The organism is Angustibacter speluncae (assembly GCF_054777815.1).
Window position 1 is genome coordinate 1 of sequence record NZ_BAAHAF010000027.1, and the last position, 14,472, is coordinate 14,472.

The following is a 14,472-nucleotide window of genomic DNA, read 5'->3' on the forward strand; positions in this document are numbered from 1 at the left end:
GGCCGTCCCGGGCGGCCGCGACCAGGGGTGGCGCCGCGAGCCCGGACCGCCGCAGGGCCTGCGCCGCGTCCGTCGCTCCCGCCGGGTCCCCCAGCCGGGCGGCGCGACGCGCGCGCACCTGCTGCCGCAGCCCGCGCTTCGCGTCGTCCTCGCCCACCCGGCCAGTCTGCCGTCGCGTGGACGGACGGCTAGCCTGCGGCCATGACCGACACCCCCTCGTCCTCGCCGGTCCGCGTGCGCAAGGCGGTGATCCCGGTGGCCGGGATGGGCACCCGCTTCCTGCCCGCGACGAAGGCGACCCCCAAGGAGATGCTGCCGGTCGTCGACAAGCCCGCGATCCAGTACGTGGTCGAGGAGGCCGTGGCGGCCGGCCTCGACGACGTCCTGATGATCACCGGCCGCAGCAAGCGCTCGCTCGAGGACCACTTCGACCACGCCGTCGAGCTCGAGCAGGCGCTCGAGGCCAAGGGCGACGACGACCGGCTGGCCCGGGTGCAGGCGTCCACGGCGCTCGGCGACATCCACTACGTGCGCCAGGGCAACCCGCGCGGCCTGGGCCACGCCGTGCTGTGCGCCCGGCGGCACGTCGGCAACGAGCCGTTCGCGGTGCTGCTCGGCGACGACCTGATCGACGAGCGCGACCCCCTGCTGCGGACCATGCTCGAGGTGCAGGCCGAGCGCGGTGGCTCGGTCGTCGCGCTGCTCGAGGTGCCGCACGAGCAGATCGGCATGTACGGCTGCGCCGCGGTCGACGAGGCCGCCTCCGACGGCGACGTCGTGCGCATCACCGACCTGGTCGAGAAGCCCGACCCGTCCGAGGCGCCGTCCGACCTGGCCGTCATCGGCCGGTACGTGCTGCACCCGGCGGTGTTCGACGTCCTCGAGCGCACCGAGCCCGGGCGAGGTGGCGAGATCCAGCTCACCGACGCCCTGCAGGTGCTGGCCGGTGCCGACCCGGCCGACGGCGGCGGCGTGCACGGCGTGGTGTTCCGCGGGCGCCGCTACGACACCGGCGACCGGCTCGACTACCTCAAGGCCGTCATCCGCATCGCGAGCGACCGCGACGACCTCGGCCCCGACCTGCGCGAGTGGCTGGAGGGCTACGTGGCACGGGGTTTCACCGGATGAGGCCGGTCGCATGAGGTCGGTCGACGACCACCTGTCCGACATCCTCGCGGCGGTGCACCCGCTGCCCGCGATCGACGTGGCGCTGCCCGAGGCGCTCGACTGCGTGCTGGCCGCGCCGGTCGACTCCGCCGTCGACCTGCCGCGGTTCGACAACTCCTCGATGGACGGCTACGCCGTGGTGGCGGCCGACGTCGCGTCCGCGTCGGAGTCGTCGCCGGTGGTGCTGCCCGTCGTCGGCGACCTCCCCGCCGGCGTGCGGCAGGTGCCCGCGATGGCTCAGGGCAGCGCGGTGCGCATCATGACCGGCGCCCCCGTCCCGCCGGGCGCCGACGCGGTCGTCCAGGTCGAGTGGACCGACGCGGGCACCGTGCGGGTCGCGATCACGCGCCCGGTCGAGTCCGGCCGCAACGTCCGCCGTGTCGGCGAGGACGTCGTGCAGGGCGAGCGCCTGGTCGAGCCCGGCACCCGGCTGACGCCTCGCCACCTCGGTCTGCTCGCGGCCACCGGCCACGACCGGGTGCGGGTGCACCCGCGCCCGCGCGTGGTGGTGATGTCGACCGGGTCCGAGCTGGTCGAGCCCGGACGACGCCTGCGCGACGGGCAGATCCACGAGTCGAACTCGTACGCGCTCGCCGCGGCGGTCGCCGACACCGGGGCGATCGCCTACCGGGCGCCGATGGTCACCGACGACGCCCGCTCGTTCGTCGACGCGCTCGAGGACCAGCTCGTCCGCGCCGACGCCGTGGTGACCACGGGCGGGGTCAGCGCCGGCGCGTACGACACCGTCAAGGAGGTGCTGTCGCGGCTCGGCACGGTGCGCTTCGACAAGGTGGCGATGCAGCCCGGCATGCCGCAGGGGTTCGGCACCGTCGGCGACCGCGCCCGGGACGACGGTGGCACCGGCACGCCGATCTTCACCCTGCCCGGCAACCCGGTGAGCTCCTACGTCTCGTTCGAGGTCTTCGTGCGCCCCGCGCTGCGGAAGATGCTGGGGGAGAGCGCGTTGCACCGCCCGCTCGTCGAGGCGACCGCGGCGCGGGGCTGGTCGTCGCCGGCGGGCAAGCGGCAGTTCGCGCGGGTGCGGGTGCAGCACACCGCGGACGGGCTGGTCGTCGAGCCGGTCGGCGGGCAGGGCTCGCACCTGGTGGCCGACCTGTCGGTGGCCGACGCCCTGGCGGTCGTGCCCGAGCACGTCACGCAGGTCGAGGCCGGCGACACCGTCAGCTGCCTGCTGCTGGAGCGGGGGCGACGGTGAGCGAGCGGCTGCCGCACGTCGACGCGCGCGGGCACGCGCGGATGGTCGACGTCAGCGGCAAGGAGGTGACCGCGCGCGAGGCGACGGCGCGCGGGCGGGTGCTGTGCAACGCCGCCGTCGTGGCCGCCCTGCGCGGCGACGGCGTGCCGAAGGGCGACGCGCTGGCCGTGGCGCGGCTGGCCGGCATCCAGGCCGCCAAGCGCACCCCCGAGCTCGTGCCGCTCGCGCACCCGGTGGCGGTGCACGCCGTCGAGGTCGAGGTCGAGGTCGTCGACGACGGCGTCGAGATCGAGGCCGTCGTGCGCACCGCCGACCGCACCGGCATCGAGATGGAGGCGCTCACCGCCGTCGCCGTGGCCGGGCTCGCCGTGGTCGACATGGTCAAGGCGCTCGACCGGCAGGCCCGCATCACCGACGTCCGCGTCGTGGCCAAGAGCGGAGGGCGGTCCGGTGACTGGCGCGCCGAGTGAGGTGGGACGGGCCCTGGTGCTCGTGGCGTCGACCCGCGCGGCCGGCGGGGTGTACGAGGACCGCTCGGGCCCCGTCCTGGTCGAGGGCCTGCGCGCGCTCGGCTTCGCGGTCGACGGCCCGGTCGTGGTCGTCGACGGCGACCCCGTGGGCGACGCCCTGCGCGAGGCCGTCGACGACGGCTACGACGTCGTGCTCACCAGCGGGGGCACCGGCCTGACGCCGACGGACCGCACCCCCGAGGTGACCCGCCCGGTGCTCGACCGCGAGGTCCCCGGCATCGCCGAGGCGCTGCGCGCGGCCGGCACCGCCAAGGGCGTCCCGACGGCGATGCTGTCGCGCGGGCTGGCCGGGATCGCCGCGTCGACGCTGGTGGTGAACCTGCCCGGCTCGTCCGGCGGCTGCCGCGACGCGCTCGAGGTGCTCGGCCCGGTGCTCGCGCACGCCGTCGCGCAGGTGCGGGGGTCCGACCACCCGCGGTCGCCCTCGTGAGGGGTGAGCACTAGGTGCCCGGACGGCACGAGTGGCCGCTGCGGCTCGAGGACGACGACGTCGTGCTGCGCCCGCTGCGCCACCGCGACGCCCGCGCCTGGCGGCGGCTGCGCTCGGACAACGCCGCCTGGCTCGGCCCGTGGGAGGCGACCAGCCCCGACCCCGACACCCCGCTGCGCGGCTACGGCTCGATGGTGCGCCAGGCCCACCGCGCCGCCCGCGAGGGCTCGGGCCTGCTGCTCGGCATCGAGGTCGACGGCCGGCTGGTCGGGATGGTCAGCCTCGGGCCCGTGACGTGGGGCTCGCTGCGCAGCGGCGCGATCGGCTACTGGGTCGACCGCGGCCACGCCGGTCGCGGCATCGTCCCGACGGCGGTGGCCCTGCTGGTCGACCACTGCCTGCTCGAGATGGGCCTGCACCGCATCGAGGTGAACATCCGCCCGGAGAACACGGCCAGCCTGCGGGTGGTGCACAAGCTCGGCTTCCGCGACGAGGGCCTGCGCGAGCGGTTCCTGCACATCGACGGCGACTGGCGCGACCACCGCACCTTCGCCCTCACCCGCGAGGACGTCCCGTCCGGCCTGCTGGCCCGGTGGAACCGCTGACCCCCCTGTTCGTCCACCACGTCCAGTTGGCGACCACCACCTGAACGTGGCGTGCGGGCCTCGCCAAGCAGCTGCTCGCCTCGCGGAGTTCGCTGCGGTTGCAGACAATCCGGTCGGGGGCCGCGACACACCGCGCGCGGTCCGGGGGCGGGCCGTCGAGGGCACCTAGCGTTCGGGACGTGGACAGCAGCGTCATCTTCCTGGTCGTCATCGGGTTGTGGGCTGCGATCCTCGTCCCGTACTGGCTGCGCCGGCGCGAGGACCTGTCGACCTCCCGCACGGCAGACCGGTTCTCGGCCGCGATGCGGGTGCTGACCCACCGCGCCGAGCGCGACGACGCCCCCCGTGAGCGCGCCGTCGTGCCGGTGCTGCGCTCGCCGCGGCTCGAGCAGCTGACCGCCGCCGAGGACGACGACGTCGAGCCGGTGCCCGTGCCGCTGGCGCCGTCGTCGCCGCGCCCGCGCCGGGTGCGCGCCGCCGCCGGGCTGCTCCTGCTCGCCGCCCTGGTCGCCGTGCCGGTGCTGACCGCGCTGTCCTTCGCCGGGGTGCTCGTCGTCTGGGCGCCGATGCCGGCCGCCGCGGTCGTCGTCGCCGTCGTGCTCGGACTGCGCGCCACCGCGCACCGGACCTCCCGGGTGCCGGAGCCGGTCGTCGAGGGCGTCGTGCACGAGCCCGCCGTCGCCGACGTCGTGGTCGACGACGTCGAGGACGACGCACCCGTCGACGTCCGCGACGAGCTCTTCGACGAGGACGCGCACCGCCGCCGCGAGGACGACGCCCGCATCCGCCGGCTCGCCGAGGAGGCCGCCCGCGCCGCGGACGTGCCCTACCGCGAGCCCGAGCCGGGCGAGTGGACGCCGGTGCAGGTGCCGCTGCCGTCGTACCTGCTGAAGCCGCACGCGCGACCCGCCTGGCAGGGACGGGCGCAGCCCGCGCTGCCCGTCGCCGCGTCCGCCCCCGTGCGGGCCGCCGACGTCGACGAGGACGACATCCCCACCTACGCCCCGCCCCGCCGCGCCGTCGGCGGCTGAGCGCCCAACCGATTTCGGACGGCCCGCGGCCCGGTGCTAGCCTGATCCAGCCCTCCGAGCGGGGGCATGGGGCTGTGGCGCAGCTGGTAGCGCACCTCGTTCGCATCGAGGGGGTCAGGGGTTCGAGTCCCCTCAGCTCCACGCACGTGAAGGGCCCGGCGGCAGCCGGGCCCTTTCGCGTGCGTGGCGCTCTCGGACTCGAACCCTCGGGTTCCGGGACCCACCGGTGAGCGCCAGCGAGCCGGAGGGCGTCCCCTCAGCTCCACCCACGTGAAGGGCCCGGCGGCAGCCGGGCCCTTTCGCGTGCCCGGCCTCACCCCGGTGTCGCGGCGAGCGCGTCGCGCGCGGTGCGTGGCGCTCGACCGAGCAGCTCGCCGAGACGTGGGTCGGTGCCCGCGAAGCCGCCGTCCCGGGCGGCCTCGTAGAAGCCGAGCACGAACCGGGCGCGCGGCTCGGGGTCACCGGCGGCGACCCGCGTCCGCAACCACTCCTGCGGGTCGACCGTCTCGACGACGACCTCCCGGCCGGTCAGGTCGGAGGCCTCGGCGGCGACGCCGGCGAAGGTCGGTGCCGCGGCGGCGGTCAGGGTGACGGGGCCGTCGGGGGCGCGCCCCGAGGCGAGCAGGGTGGCCGCCGCCTGCGCGAGGTCCTCGCGCGCGGTCCACGACACCGGTCCGTCGTGCGGCACGGTGATCCGCCCGGTCGTGCGCCACGGTCCGGCCAGCCAGTCCAGGCTGTGGGCGTAGAAGCCGTTCCGCAGCGAGGTCCAGGGCAGGCCGGACGCGGCGAGCAGGGTCTCGGTGGCGTGGTGGTCGCGGCACGGGCGGAAGGGCGAGTCCGCCGCCGCGCCCTGGTGGCTGGTGTAGAGCACGCGCCCGACGCCGGCCTCCGCGGCGGCCGCGACGGCCGCACCGTGGAGGGCCACGACGTCGGCGCCGGGGTCGCCGCTGGACACCAGCAGCAGCTGCTCGGCGTCCGCGAAGGCGCCGGGCAGTCCGGCCGGGTCGGCGTAGTCGCCGCGGCGGACCGTGACGCCGCGGTCGGCCAGGTGGCGCGCCCGGGCGGGGTCGCGGACGACGACCGCCACCCGGTCGGGCGCCACGCGCTGCAGGAGGTGGTCGACGGTGGCGCCGTTCAGGGCGCCGGTGGCTCCGGTGATGACGAGCACTGGATGATCCGCTCTCGAGGTGGTTATCAAGGGAAACAAGTAGAGCGTAACAGCGGAATCACAGCGATACCAGAGAAGCGGTATCGTCGTTCTGTGGAGGACGCAGGAACGCGACGGGACGAGACCCGCACCCGCATCGTCGAGGTCGCCGCGCGGTTGCTGCGCGAGCAGGGGGCGGCCGCCGTCACCACCCGCGGCGTCGCCGAGGCCGCCGGCGTGCAGGCGCCGGCGATCTACCGCCTGCTCGGTGACAAGGACGGTCTGCTCGAGGCGGTTGCCGAGCACGTCCTGGCCGCGCACGTCGTCGCCAAGGCGGACACCGTGGCCGCGGCGGCGGTCGAGGGTGTCGACCCGCTCGAGGACCTGCGCGCGGGGTGGGCCTCGCACATCGCGTTCGGTCTGGCGAACCCGGACCTGTTCCACCTGCTGCAGGACCCGGGCCGGGCGCCGCGGTCCCACGCGGCCGCTGCCGGCCGCGAGGTGCTGCGGACGCGGGTGCACCGGCTGGCGGTGGCCGGACGGCTGCGCGTCGGCGAGCGGCGTGCGGTCGACCTCGTGCACGCCGCCGGTGTCGGCACCGTGGCCACCCTGCTCGCGACCTCGCCGGAGGACCGCGATCCCGAGCTGGCCGACCAGATGCTCGAGGCGGTGCTGCGCCAGGTCCTGACCGACGTCGACGCGCCCACCGGCGACGCCTCGCTCGCGGTGGCGATGCGCGCCGCGGTGCCGGGTCTGGACGCGCTCAGCGCCGCCGAGCGCGCGTTGCTGGCCGAGTGGCTCGACCGGGTGGTCGCCTCGACGTGAGCCGTCGGTGGCGGTGGCCGCGTGCGTCCGCGAGGTCCCGCCCCGTCCGGTCGTACGACGTCGCTACCCTCCCGCCATGGCGCTGACCACCGTGGAGCTGCAGCTCGACTTCAACGAGGCCTCCGACCTCCTGCCCCTCACCGACCCGCGGCTGCTCGAGCGGGAGGGCGCCGACGCGGCGTACCTGATCTCGCTCGACGAGGGGCACGTCGAGCACAACCTGCGGCTGCTGACCCACGCGGCGGGCGCCGCGCTCGAGGACGGTTGGGCGGTGCGCCCGATCCCGACCGACGTCGGCGCGGAGGCCGGGAAGACCGACGACCCGGAGGCGTCCGCGGTCTGGGGGCCGCACGCCTACGTCATCGGGTCGCACTACGGCAAGAAGCGCGGTCCGCTGCACCCGAGCCGCTGCTGGATGGCGCGGTTCGCGGTCGACGACCTGCACGGCGACGACCCGGTCCCGCTGCACGTGGTGCGCGACAAGTTCCGCGTCAACCGGATCGTGAACGACGCCCTGGCCGCGTCGCCGATCGAGGTGATCGAGCCGGTGCACGCGTACGGCCACGCGTTCGTCGCCACCGGTCGCGCCAAGGGCGAGAAGAAGGGCAAGAAGTGGGCTGCCCGTCTCGTCGACGGCGACCACCCGATCAACATCGAGGCCGCGGCGTTCCGCGAGAACGGCAACCTGCTGCTCGGGCTGCGGTTCCCGACCACCGCCTCGGGGTCGCCGCTGCTGGTCGAGCTGGCCGGCGTCCCGCAGATGTTCGAGGACGGCACCTGGCCGACCGCCGTCGCCGCCTGGTCGCTCGAGGGCGCCGGCACGCTCGAGCGGATGGTCGGCTTCCGGGCGCTCACCGCGATGGGCGGCGACCGCTTCGACGCCGTGCTGGGCAACCTCGACGCCGTCGACAAGGACTCCGCGCTGCTCGACCACTACCCGGGTGGTCGCGACGCCACCAGCGAGCACTGGGCGTTCACCCTCCCCGCGGGGACGGGTGGCGGCGCCGTCGAGGCGACGATGCTGGAGCGGTTCGAGACCGAGACCCGGATCGAGGGCCTCGCGCCGGGCCCGGACGGCCACATGACCTACGTCGTCGACGAGGACCACCGCGTCGCGATGCACTTCCTGCGCGTCGACTGACCGCACTCGTCCGGGACGGGACCCGCTCAGGCCAGCAGCGACAGCCCCGCGGCCAGGGCGAACCCGACGACCGTGGCGAGGCCCGCGACGTCACGGGCCTTTCTCACCGCCTCGGGCACCATCGAGTCGACCAGCATCACCAGCAGCGCACCGGCGGCGAACCCGTCGACGGCCGCCCGTCCGCTGCCGCCCACGGCGTCGGCGGTGAGGTAGCCGGCGACGGTGGCGAGCGTGCACAGCGCGGCGACCCCGGTCCACAGCAGCAGCACCTGGCGCCGCGACCGGCCGGACGCCAGCAGGTCGGCCGACGAGCCCACCGCCTCGGGCAGGTTCGACACGAACACCGCGACCAGCAGCGCGATGCCGAGCCCCTCACCGGACGCGAGGCTGATGCCGACCACCGCCTGCTCCGGGATGCCGTCGAGCAGCGCTCCCACCGCCAGCGCCGCCCCGGCACCGCCCCCGGCCGACCGGCCTCCCATCCGCTCGACGGCGCGGTCGGCCGCCCAGTAGGTCAGCGCGCCGACCGCGAGCCCCGCGGCGACCGGCAGGGCCCCGCCGACGCGCAACCCCTCCTCGGCCAGCTCGAACGACACCGAGGACACCAACGCGCCCGCCCCGAAGCCCAGCACGATGCCGACGACCCGATCGGACCAGGTGCGCACCACCCCGAGCACCGCGCCGACGACCAGCGACGACGCCGCCACGGCACCCCAGACCAGCGCCGCCACCGTCCCGCTCACGCGAGCACCCCCCGTCCCGCCGTCAGCCCGAGCCGCCCCGACAGCTCCTCGGCGTCGCCCGGCGCGTGCACCTTGGCGTCGTTGTCGAAGTGGACGGTGACGAGCCGGACGCCGGGCGCCGCGGCCCACCCCCGCACCCGCTCGGCCCAGGTGTCGAGCTCCTGCGGCGAGTAGCCGCTCGCGTACAGCTCGGTCGACCCGTGCAGCCGCACGTAGACGTGGTCGGCCGTCACGACGTCGAGCTCGGGCCAGCGCCCCGCCCCGTCGGAGACGACCACGGCGACGTCGAGCTCGCGGCACAGGTCGGCGAACCCGTCGTCGCGGAACGACTCGTGCCGCACCTCGAGCGCGTGCCGCAGCGGGCGGTCGGCCCGCCCCGGCGCCGCCCGCCGCCACGGCGGCTCGTCGAACCGGTCGCGGACGAGCTCGTCGGCCTCGCGCGCCAGCCGGGCGGCCTCGCCCTCGGTGCGCGGCAGCCCCCGCAGGAACGGCTCGAGCAGGTCGCGGTCGTACCCGGTGCGGGCGGGCAGCTGCCACAGGAACGGGCCGAGGTGCTCGCCGAGCAGCAGCGGTCCGGACGACAGGAACCGGGCCGTCGCCGCACCGACGTCGCGCAGCCGCTTCATGTGCGTGACGAGCCGCGGCCCCTTCACCGGCAGCAGCACGCCGTCCGGCACCCGCGAGGCCCACGACCGGTACGAGCTCGGACGCTGCAGCGAGTAGAAGGTGCCGTTCAGCTCGATCGACCCGACCCGGGCGGCGGCGTGCTCGAGCTCGAGGCGCTGCGGCAGGCCGCGGGGGTAGTACGTCCCGCGCCAGCCGCGGTACGCCCAGCCCGACAGGCCGACGTGGACGGAGACAGCCACCTGCGCATCCTGCCCACGCTCCGCCGGGGTACGCGCGTCAGACCCAGCTCGGGAACCACATCCGCAGCTGCCACTGCTGGTACGGGATCGTCTCGGCCGTCCAGACCGGCCAGAAGAACGCGGAGACCAGGACGGCCACCGCGACGAACGCGCCGACGGCGATCGCACCGGTGCGCCGCCGCGACGGCGGTGCGTCCGGTGGGCCGAGGACGAGCCCCAGCACGTGGGTGAGGGCGAGCACCAGGAAGGACACGAACGCCACCGAGTAGAAGGCGTAGATCGTGCGCTCCGGGTAGAGGAACCACGGCAGCCAACCCGCCGCGAACGCGCCGAGGATCGCGCCGGCGCGCCAGTCGCGGCGCAGCACCCAGCAGGCGAGCAGCACCAGCAGCGACGCCGCCGCGGCCCACCAGATCAGCGGGTTGCCGATCGAGGTGATCGCCTCGGAGCACGAGTCGACCGGGCAGCCGTGCTCGCCGCGCTTCGGGGACTCGTAGAAGAACGACGTCGGGCGGCTCTGCAGCAGCCACGCCCACGGCTTGGACTCGTAGGGGTGGTCGGACGCCAGTCCGGTGTGGAACGCCAGCATGTCGGCGTGGTAGTGCCACAACGACCGCAGGACGTCGGGAACCCAGCTGTCCGAAGGGTTCTCGGCGCCCCAGTTGCGGAAGTACCCGTTGTCGGAACGCATCCACCCCGTCCACGACGCGAGGTAGGTCAGGCCCATGATCGGGAGCATGAGCAGCGCCGCCGGCACGCCGTCGCGGGCGACCATGCCCCACCAGGGCGAGCGGACGCCGGCCGCCCGGCGGGCACCCATGTCCCACAGCACGGTCATCAGGCAGAACGCCGCGGCGAAGTACAGGCCCGACCACTTCACGCCGATCGCGAGGCCCAGGCACACGGCCGCGAGCAGCCGCACCGGCCGCACCCCGATCCACGGCCCGAGCTCGCCGACGCCGCGCCCGGCCGCCCCGGCGCGCGCGACCGCGGCGGCCAGCCGCCGGCGTCCGACGTCGCGGTCGAGGACGAGCAGCGAGAACGCGCACAGCACCCAGAACGCGAGGAACACGTCGAGCAGGCCGGTGCGGCTCAGCACCAGGTGGTGGCCGTCGACCGCGAGCAGCAGCCCGGCCGTGCAGCCGAGCAGCGTCGAGCGGAACAGCCGCCGCGCCGTCCGCGCGAGCACCAGCACCATGAGCGTCCCGACGACGGCGGCGCTGATGCGCCAGCCGAACGAGGAGTCGATGCCGAACGCCATCTCGCCGAGCGCGATCATCCACTTCCCGACGGGCGGGTGGACGGCGCGGTCGCCGACCTCGAGGTAGATGTCCGGCGCCCCGGTGGTGAACCGCGAGTCCGACCCCTCGGGCCACTGGTTCTCGAACCCGTTCTGCCACAGCGTGTACGCCTGCTTGACGTAGTACGTCTCGTCGAAGACCAGCTTGTGCGGGTGCTGCAGGTGCCAGACCCGCATGACGAACGCCAGGGCCGTCACGAGCAGCGGCCCGACCCACCCCCAGAGCCCGTCGGACGGGACGCGGCCGAGCAGGTGCCGGCGCAGCCGCCCCTCGCCGGTGCCGAGCCGGGACGGGCCCGGCCCCTCGGTGGGGTCGTCGTCGCCGCGGCGCGCCTCGTCGAGCACCCCGGTCGCCGCCACCTGCGCATCGTAGGTGCAGCCCGGTCCGCGACGCGGCAGTGGCACCATCGGCCGGTGACCTCCCCGTCCGGACGCCTCGTGCTGGCCGCCACCCCCATCGGCGACCCCGACGACGCGCCGCCCCGGCTCGTGCGGCTGCTGGCCGAGGCCGACGTCGTCGCGGCGGAGGACACCCGCCGGCTGCGGCGGCTCACCTCGGCGCTCGGCGTCCGGGTCGGCGGGAAGGTGGTGAGCCACCACGAGCACAACGAGGCGTCGTCCACCCCCGAGCTGGTCGCCCTGGCGCTGGGCGGCGCGACGGTCGCCCTGGTGACCGACGCGGGGATGCCCGCCGTGAGCGACCCCGGGTACCGGCTGACCCGCGCGATGGTCGACGCCGGCGTCCCCGTCACCACCGTGCCGGGCCCGTCGGCCGCGCTGGCCGCGCTCGCGGTCAGCGGCCTGCCGACCGACCGGTTCGCGTTCGAGGGGTTCCTGCCGCGCAAGGCGGGTCCGCGCGCCCGGGCGCTCGCCGCGCTCGTCGACGACCCGCGGACGCTGCTGTTCTTCGAGGCCCCCCACCGCACCGCCGCCACCCTGCGCGCGCTGGCCGAGGCGTTCGGCGCGGACCGCCCGGCCGCGTTGTGCCGCGAGCTCACCAAGACCTACGAGGAGGTCCGGCGCGGCGGGCTCGGCGAGCTGGCCGACCACGCCGAGGCGCACGAGGTGCTCGGCGAGGTGACGCTCGTGGTCGCCGGCGCCGCCCCGGGCGACGTCGACCCCGAGGACCTGGTGGCCGAGGTGCTCGAGCGGGCCGCCGGCGGCGAGCGGCTCAAGGACGCGGCCAAGGCGGTGGCGGCCGCGCGCGGCGTCCCGGTGCGCGGTCTCTACGACGCCGCGCTCGCCGCCCGGCGCCGACGACTAGCCTGAGGCGATGGAGTTCCGTCGCATCCCGGGCCTGCCGCCGTACGTCTTCACGATCATCGACGGGCTGAAGACCGAGGCGCGGCGGGCCGGGCGCGACGTCATCGACCTCGGGTTCGGCAACCCCGACATCCCCTCTCCCGCACTGACGGTCGAGAAGCTGGCCGAGGCCGCGCACAACACCCGCAACCACCGCTACTCGTCCTCGCGCGGGCTGCCGAAGCTGCGCAAGGCGGTCGCGGGCCTCTACGAGCGGCGGTTCGGCGTCGAGCTCGACCCCGACACCGAGATCATCTCGACGATCGGCGCCAAGGAGGGCTTCAGCCACCTGATGTGGGTGCTGCTGCAGCCGGGCGACGCCGCCCTCGTCCCGTCGCCGTCGTACCCCATCCACATCTGGGGGCCGTACTTCGCGGGCGCCGACGCCCGCCAGGTCGCGATCGGCCCGAAGCCCGACGGCAGCGGCGACGAGGACTACGTCAGCAACGTGATGGAGGCCTGGGAGTACGGCTGGCCGAAGCCGCGGGTGGTCGTGCTGTCGTTCCCGCACAACCCGACGACGGCGACGGTCGAGCTCGCCGACCTGCAGCGGCTGGTCGACTGGGCGCGCGAGCGCGACGTGGTGCTGGTGCACGACTTCGCCTACGCCGAGACGGCGTTCGACGGCTGGATGCCCCCGTCGATCCTGCAGTGCGAGGGTGCCAAGGAGGTCGCCGTCGAGCTGTACTCGATGACGAAGTCGTTCTCGATGGCCGGCTGGCGGGTCGCGTTCCTCGTCGGCAACAGCGAGGTCGTGCAGGCCCTCGCGAAGCTGAAGAGCTACCTCGACTACGGCACGTTCCAGCCGATCCAGATCGCCGCGACGGTCACCCTCGACGAGGCGGTCGACTACCCGCTCGAGGTGAACGAGATCTACCAGCGCCGCCGCGATGCCCTCTGGGACGGGTTGCAGCGCATCGGCTGGAGCATCCCGAAGCCCCGCGGGACGATGTTCGCCTGGGCGCCGATCCCCGAGCCGTACCGGCACCTCGGGTCGATCGAGTTCGCCACCCAGCTCGTCCGCGACTGCGACGTCGCGGTCTCGCCCGGCGTCGGGTTCGGTCCGCAGGGCGACGGCTTCGTGCGGTTCGCGCTGATCGAGAACGAGCACCGCATCGCCCAGGCGGCGCGCCAGCTCCGGCGCGGGCTGCCCGAGCTGCACTGACACCGTCGTTGACACATCGATGATCGATGCGTCACCCTCCCGTCAGGCATATCGACAAGCGATGGGGTGGGTGCCGTGCAGCAGGTGGGTGCCGGGAACCGGCGGACGTACGTCAGCGGGCGCGGGCTCGGGGGGCTGGCCACGGTGCTGGCGGTGGTCGGCATCGCCGCCGCCGTGCTGGGTCCGGCCTACGCGGTGAACGCGGCCACCCGCGCCCCGGCGGCCGTGGTGGTTCCGCTGCAGCTGCTGCCCTACGGCCCCGAGGCCAACTCCGAGCGGGTGCTCTACCCGGCGCCGCCCGTGCCGGTGGTCGACACCGACGGCTGGCCCGAGGGCGTGCTGGTGCGGGTGGTCGACGACCGGCTGGTCCTCAGTGCAACGGGGTCGACCGTGGCCGAGCAGCTGCTCTCCCGGGGCGACGTCGCGCTGCTGGGCCTCACCGTCGGCGCGTGCGCGCTCCTGCTGCTGCCCGTCCTGCGAGCGCTCGCCGACGGCGCGCCGTTCCGCGACCGCGGCTCGCGCCGGCTGGCCCTCGCCGCCGCGGTCGTGTGGGCCTACGCGGCGCTCGCACCGCTGCTGCCGGCCTGGGCGGCCGCCGCCGTCGTCGCCCGCACCGGCATCGCCCACCCGGCCGCGTGGCAGGTGGTCGTCGACTGGTCCTTCGCCCCGTTCGTCGTCGGCGCGGCCCTGCTCGTGCTGGCCGAGACCTTCCGGCGGGGGGAGCGGCTCGCGCACGACGTCGAGGGCCTGGTGTGAGCCCGGACGACGTCGACGACCTGCACCGGGTGCGCTCGCACCTGGACCGCTTGCTCGAGGAGCGCGGCATGACCCTGGTCGAGCTGGCAGCGCGCGCGGGCGTCACGGTCGCCAACCTGTCGGTGCTGAAGAACAACCGTGCGCGGGCGGTGCGCTTCTCCACCCTGACCGCCGTGTGCGACGTGCTGGGCTGCCAACCGGGTGACGTCCTGAGCGTCGACCCGCCGCGCGGCTGACCGGCAGGGGGC

16 protein-coding genes and 1 tRNA gene are annotated in these 14,472 nt (G+C 75.2%); 13 read left to right on the forward strand and 4 right to left on the reverse strand.

Features of this window, described 5'->3' with window-relative positions; genetic code table 11:
• Positions 1-201 precede the first annotated feature (201 nt).
• From galU to ACYVKY_RS02950, 7 genes are all read left to right on the forward strand, one after another.
• A complete protein-coding gene (gene galU / locus ACYVKY_RS02920; protein ID WP_460433493.1) occupies positions 202-1,128 on the forward strand; it encodes a UTP--glucose-1-phosphate uridylyltransferase in 927 nt (308 codons plus the stop codon).
• A 10-nt stretch (positions 1,129-1,138) separates the two neighbouring features.
• Positions 1,139-2,383: a molybdopterin molybdotransferase MoeA gene (gene glp / locus ACYVKY_RS02925; RefSeq protein ID WP_460433494.1), complete on the forward strand. Its 1,245-nt coding sequence runs from the start codon at positions 1,139-1,141 to the stop codon at positions 2,381-2,383.
• A 41-nt stretch (positions 2,384-2,424) separates the two neighbouring features.
• Entirely contained in the window at positions 2,425-2,853 is a 429-nt protein-coding gene (moaC, locus tag ACYVKY_RS02930; protein ID WP_460433533.1) for a cyclic pyranopterin monophosphate synthase MoaC, read from the forward strand.
• Between the two features lies 1 nt (position 2,854).
• On the forward strand, positions 2,855-3,343 hold the full coding sequence (locus ACYVKY_RS02935; RefSeq protein ID WP_460433495.1) for a MogA/MoaB family molybdenum cofactor biosynthesis protein: 489 nt from the start codon (positions 2,855-2,857) through the stop codon (positions 3,341-3,343).
• A 14-nt stretch (positions 3,344-3,357) separates the two neighbouring features.
• Complete coding sequence (locus ACYVKY_RS02940) at positions 3,358-3,948, forward strand: GNAT family N-acetyltransferase (RefSeq protein ID WP_460433496.1); 591 nt, start codon at positions 3,358-3,360, stop codon at positions 3,946-3,948.
• A gap of 179 nt (positions 3,949-4,127) precedes the next feature.
• Entirely contained in the window at positions 4,128-4,979 is an 852-nt protein-coding gene (locus ACYVKY_RS02945) for a hypothetical protein (protein ID WP_460433497.1), read from the forward strand.
• 68 nt (positions 4,980-5,047) lie between these two features.
• Positions 5,048-5,120, forward strand: a tRNA-Ala gene (locus tag ACYVKY_RS02950).
• A gap of 172 nt (positions 5,121-5,292) precedes the next feature.
• On the opposite strand, the gene ACYVKY_RS02955 is transcribed toward ACYVKY_RS02950, so the two are convergent.
• Positions 5,293-6,147, reverse strand: a complete 855-nt coding sequence (locus ACYVKY_RS02955; RefSeq protein WP_460433498.1) for a Rossmann-fold NAD(P)-binding domain-containing protein — start codon at positions 6,145-6,147, stop codon at positions 5,293-5,295.
• Between the two features lie 93 nt (positions 6,148-6,240).
• Between ACYVKY_RS02955 and ACYVKY_RS02960 the strand changes: the two genes are divergently transcribed.
• Both ACYVKY_RS02960 and ACYVKY_RS02965 read left to right on the forward strand, forming a co-directional pair.
• Complete coding sequence (locus ACYVKY_RS02960) at positions 6,241-6,951, forward strand: TetR/AcrR family transcriptional regulator (RefSeq protein ID WP_460433499.1); 711 nt, start codon at positions 6,241-6,243, stop codon at positions 6,949-6,951.
• Positions 6,952-7,027: 76 nt separating this feature from the next.
• Entirely contained in the window at positions 7,028-8,092 is a 1,065-nt protein-coding gene (locus ACYVKY_RS02965) for a hypothetical protein (protein ID WP_460433500.1), read from the forward strand.
• A 26-nt stretch (positions 8,093-8,118) separates the two neighbouring features.
• Here the strand turns inward: ACYVKY_RS02965 and ACYVKY_RS02970 are convergent, their stop codons facing one another.
• The 3 genes from ACYVKY_RS02970 to ACYVKY_RS02980 are packed head-to-tail and all read right to left on the reverse strand — an operon-like array spanning position 8,119 to position 11,361.
• The gene (locus ACYVKY_RS02970) at positions 8,119-8,835 is read right to left on the reverse strand and encodes a ZIP family metal transporter (RefSeq protein ID WP_460433501.1); all 717 of its coding nucleotides are present in this window, start codon (positions 8,833-8,835) and stop codon (positions 8,119-8,121) included.
• Positions 8,832-9,701, reverse strand: a complete 870-nt coding sequence (locus ACYVKY_RS02975; protein WP_460433502.1) for a DUF72 domain-containing protein — start codon at positions 9,699-9,701, stop codon at positions 8,832-8,834. Before ACYVKY_RS02975 ends, ACYVKY_RS02970 begins: the two co-directional genes overlap by 4 nt.
• Positions 9,702-9,738: 37 nt before the next feature.
• On the reverse strand, positions 9,739-11,361 hold the full coding sequence (locus ACYVKY_RS02980; RefSeq protein WP_460433503.1) for a dolichyl-phosphate-mannose--protein mannosyltransferase: 1,623 nt from the start codon (positions 11,359-11,361) through the stop codon (positions 9,739-9,741).
• 54 nt (positions 11,362-11,415) lie between these two features.
• Between ACYVKY_RS02980 and rsmI the strand changes: the two genes are divergently transcribed.
• The 4 genes from rsmI (at position 11,416) to ACYVKY_RS03000 (ending at position 14,460) form a co-directional block, all read left to right on the forward strand.
• Positions 11,416-12,270: a 16S rRNA (cytidine(1402)-2'-O)-methyltransferase gene (rsmI, locus tag ACYVKY_RS02985; protein WP_460433504.1), complete on the forward strand. Its 855-nt coding sequence runs from the start codon at positions 11,416-11,418 to the stop codon at positions 12,268-12,270.
• A 4-nt stretch (positions 12,271-12,274) separates the two neighbouring features.
• Positions 12,275-13,468, forward strand: coding sequence for an aminotransferase class I/II-fold pyridoxal phosphate-dependent enzyme (locus ACYVKY_RS02990; protein ID WP_460433505.1), 1,194 nt, complete (start codon positions 12,275-12,277; stop codon positions 13,466-13,468).
• Between the two features lie 66 nt (positions 13,469-13,534).
• The gene (locus ACYVKY_RS02995) at positions 13,535-14,224 is read left to right on the forward strand and encodes a hypothetical protein (RefSeq protein ID WP_460433506.1); all 690 of its coding nucleotides are present in this window, start codon (positions 13,535-13,537) and stop codon (positions 14,222-14,224) included.
• The gene (locus tag ACYVKY_RS03000) at positions 14,221-14,460 is read left to right on the forward strand and encodes a helix-turn-helix domain-containing protein (protein WP_460433507.1); all 240 of its coding nucleotides are present in this window, start codon (positions 14,221-14,223) and stop codon (positions 14,458-14,460) included. The genes ACYVKY_RS02995 and ACYVKY_RS03000 overlap by 4 nt, the downstream gene beginning before the upstream one ends.
• Positions 14,461-14,472 lie beyond the last annotated feature (12 nt).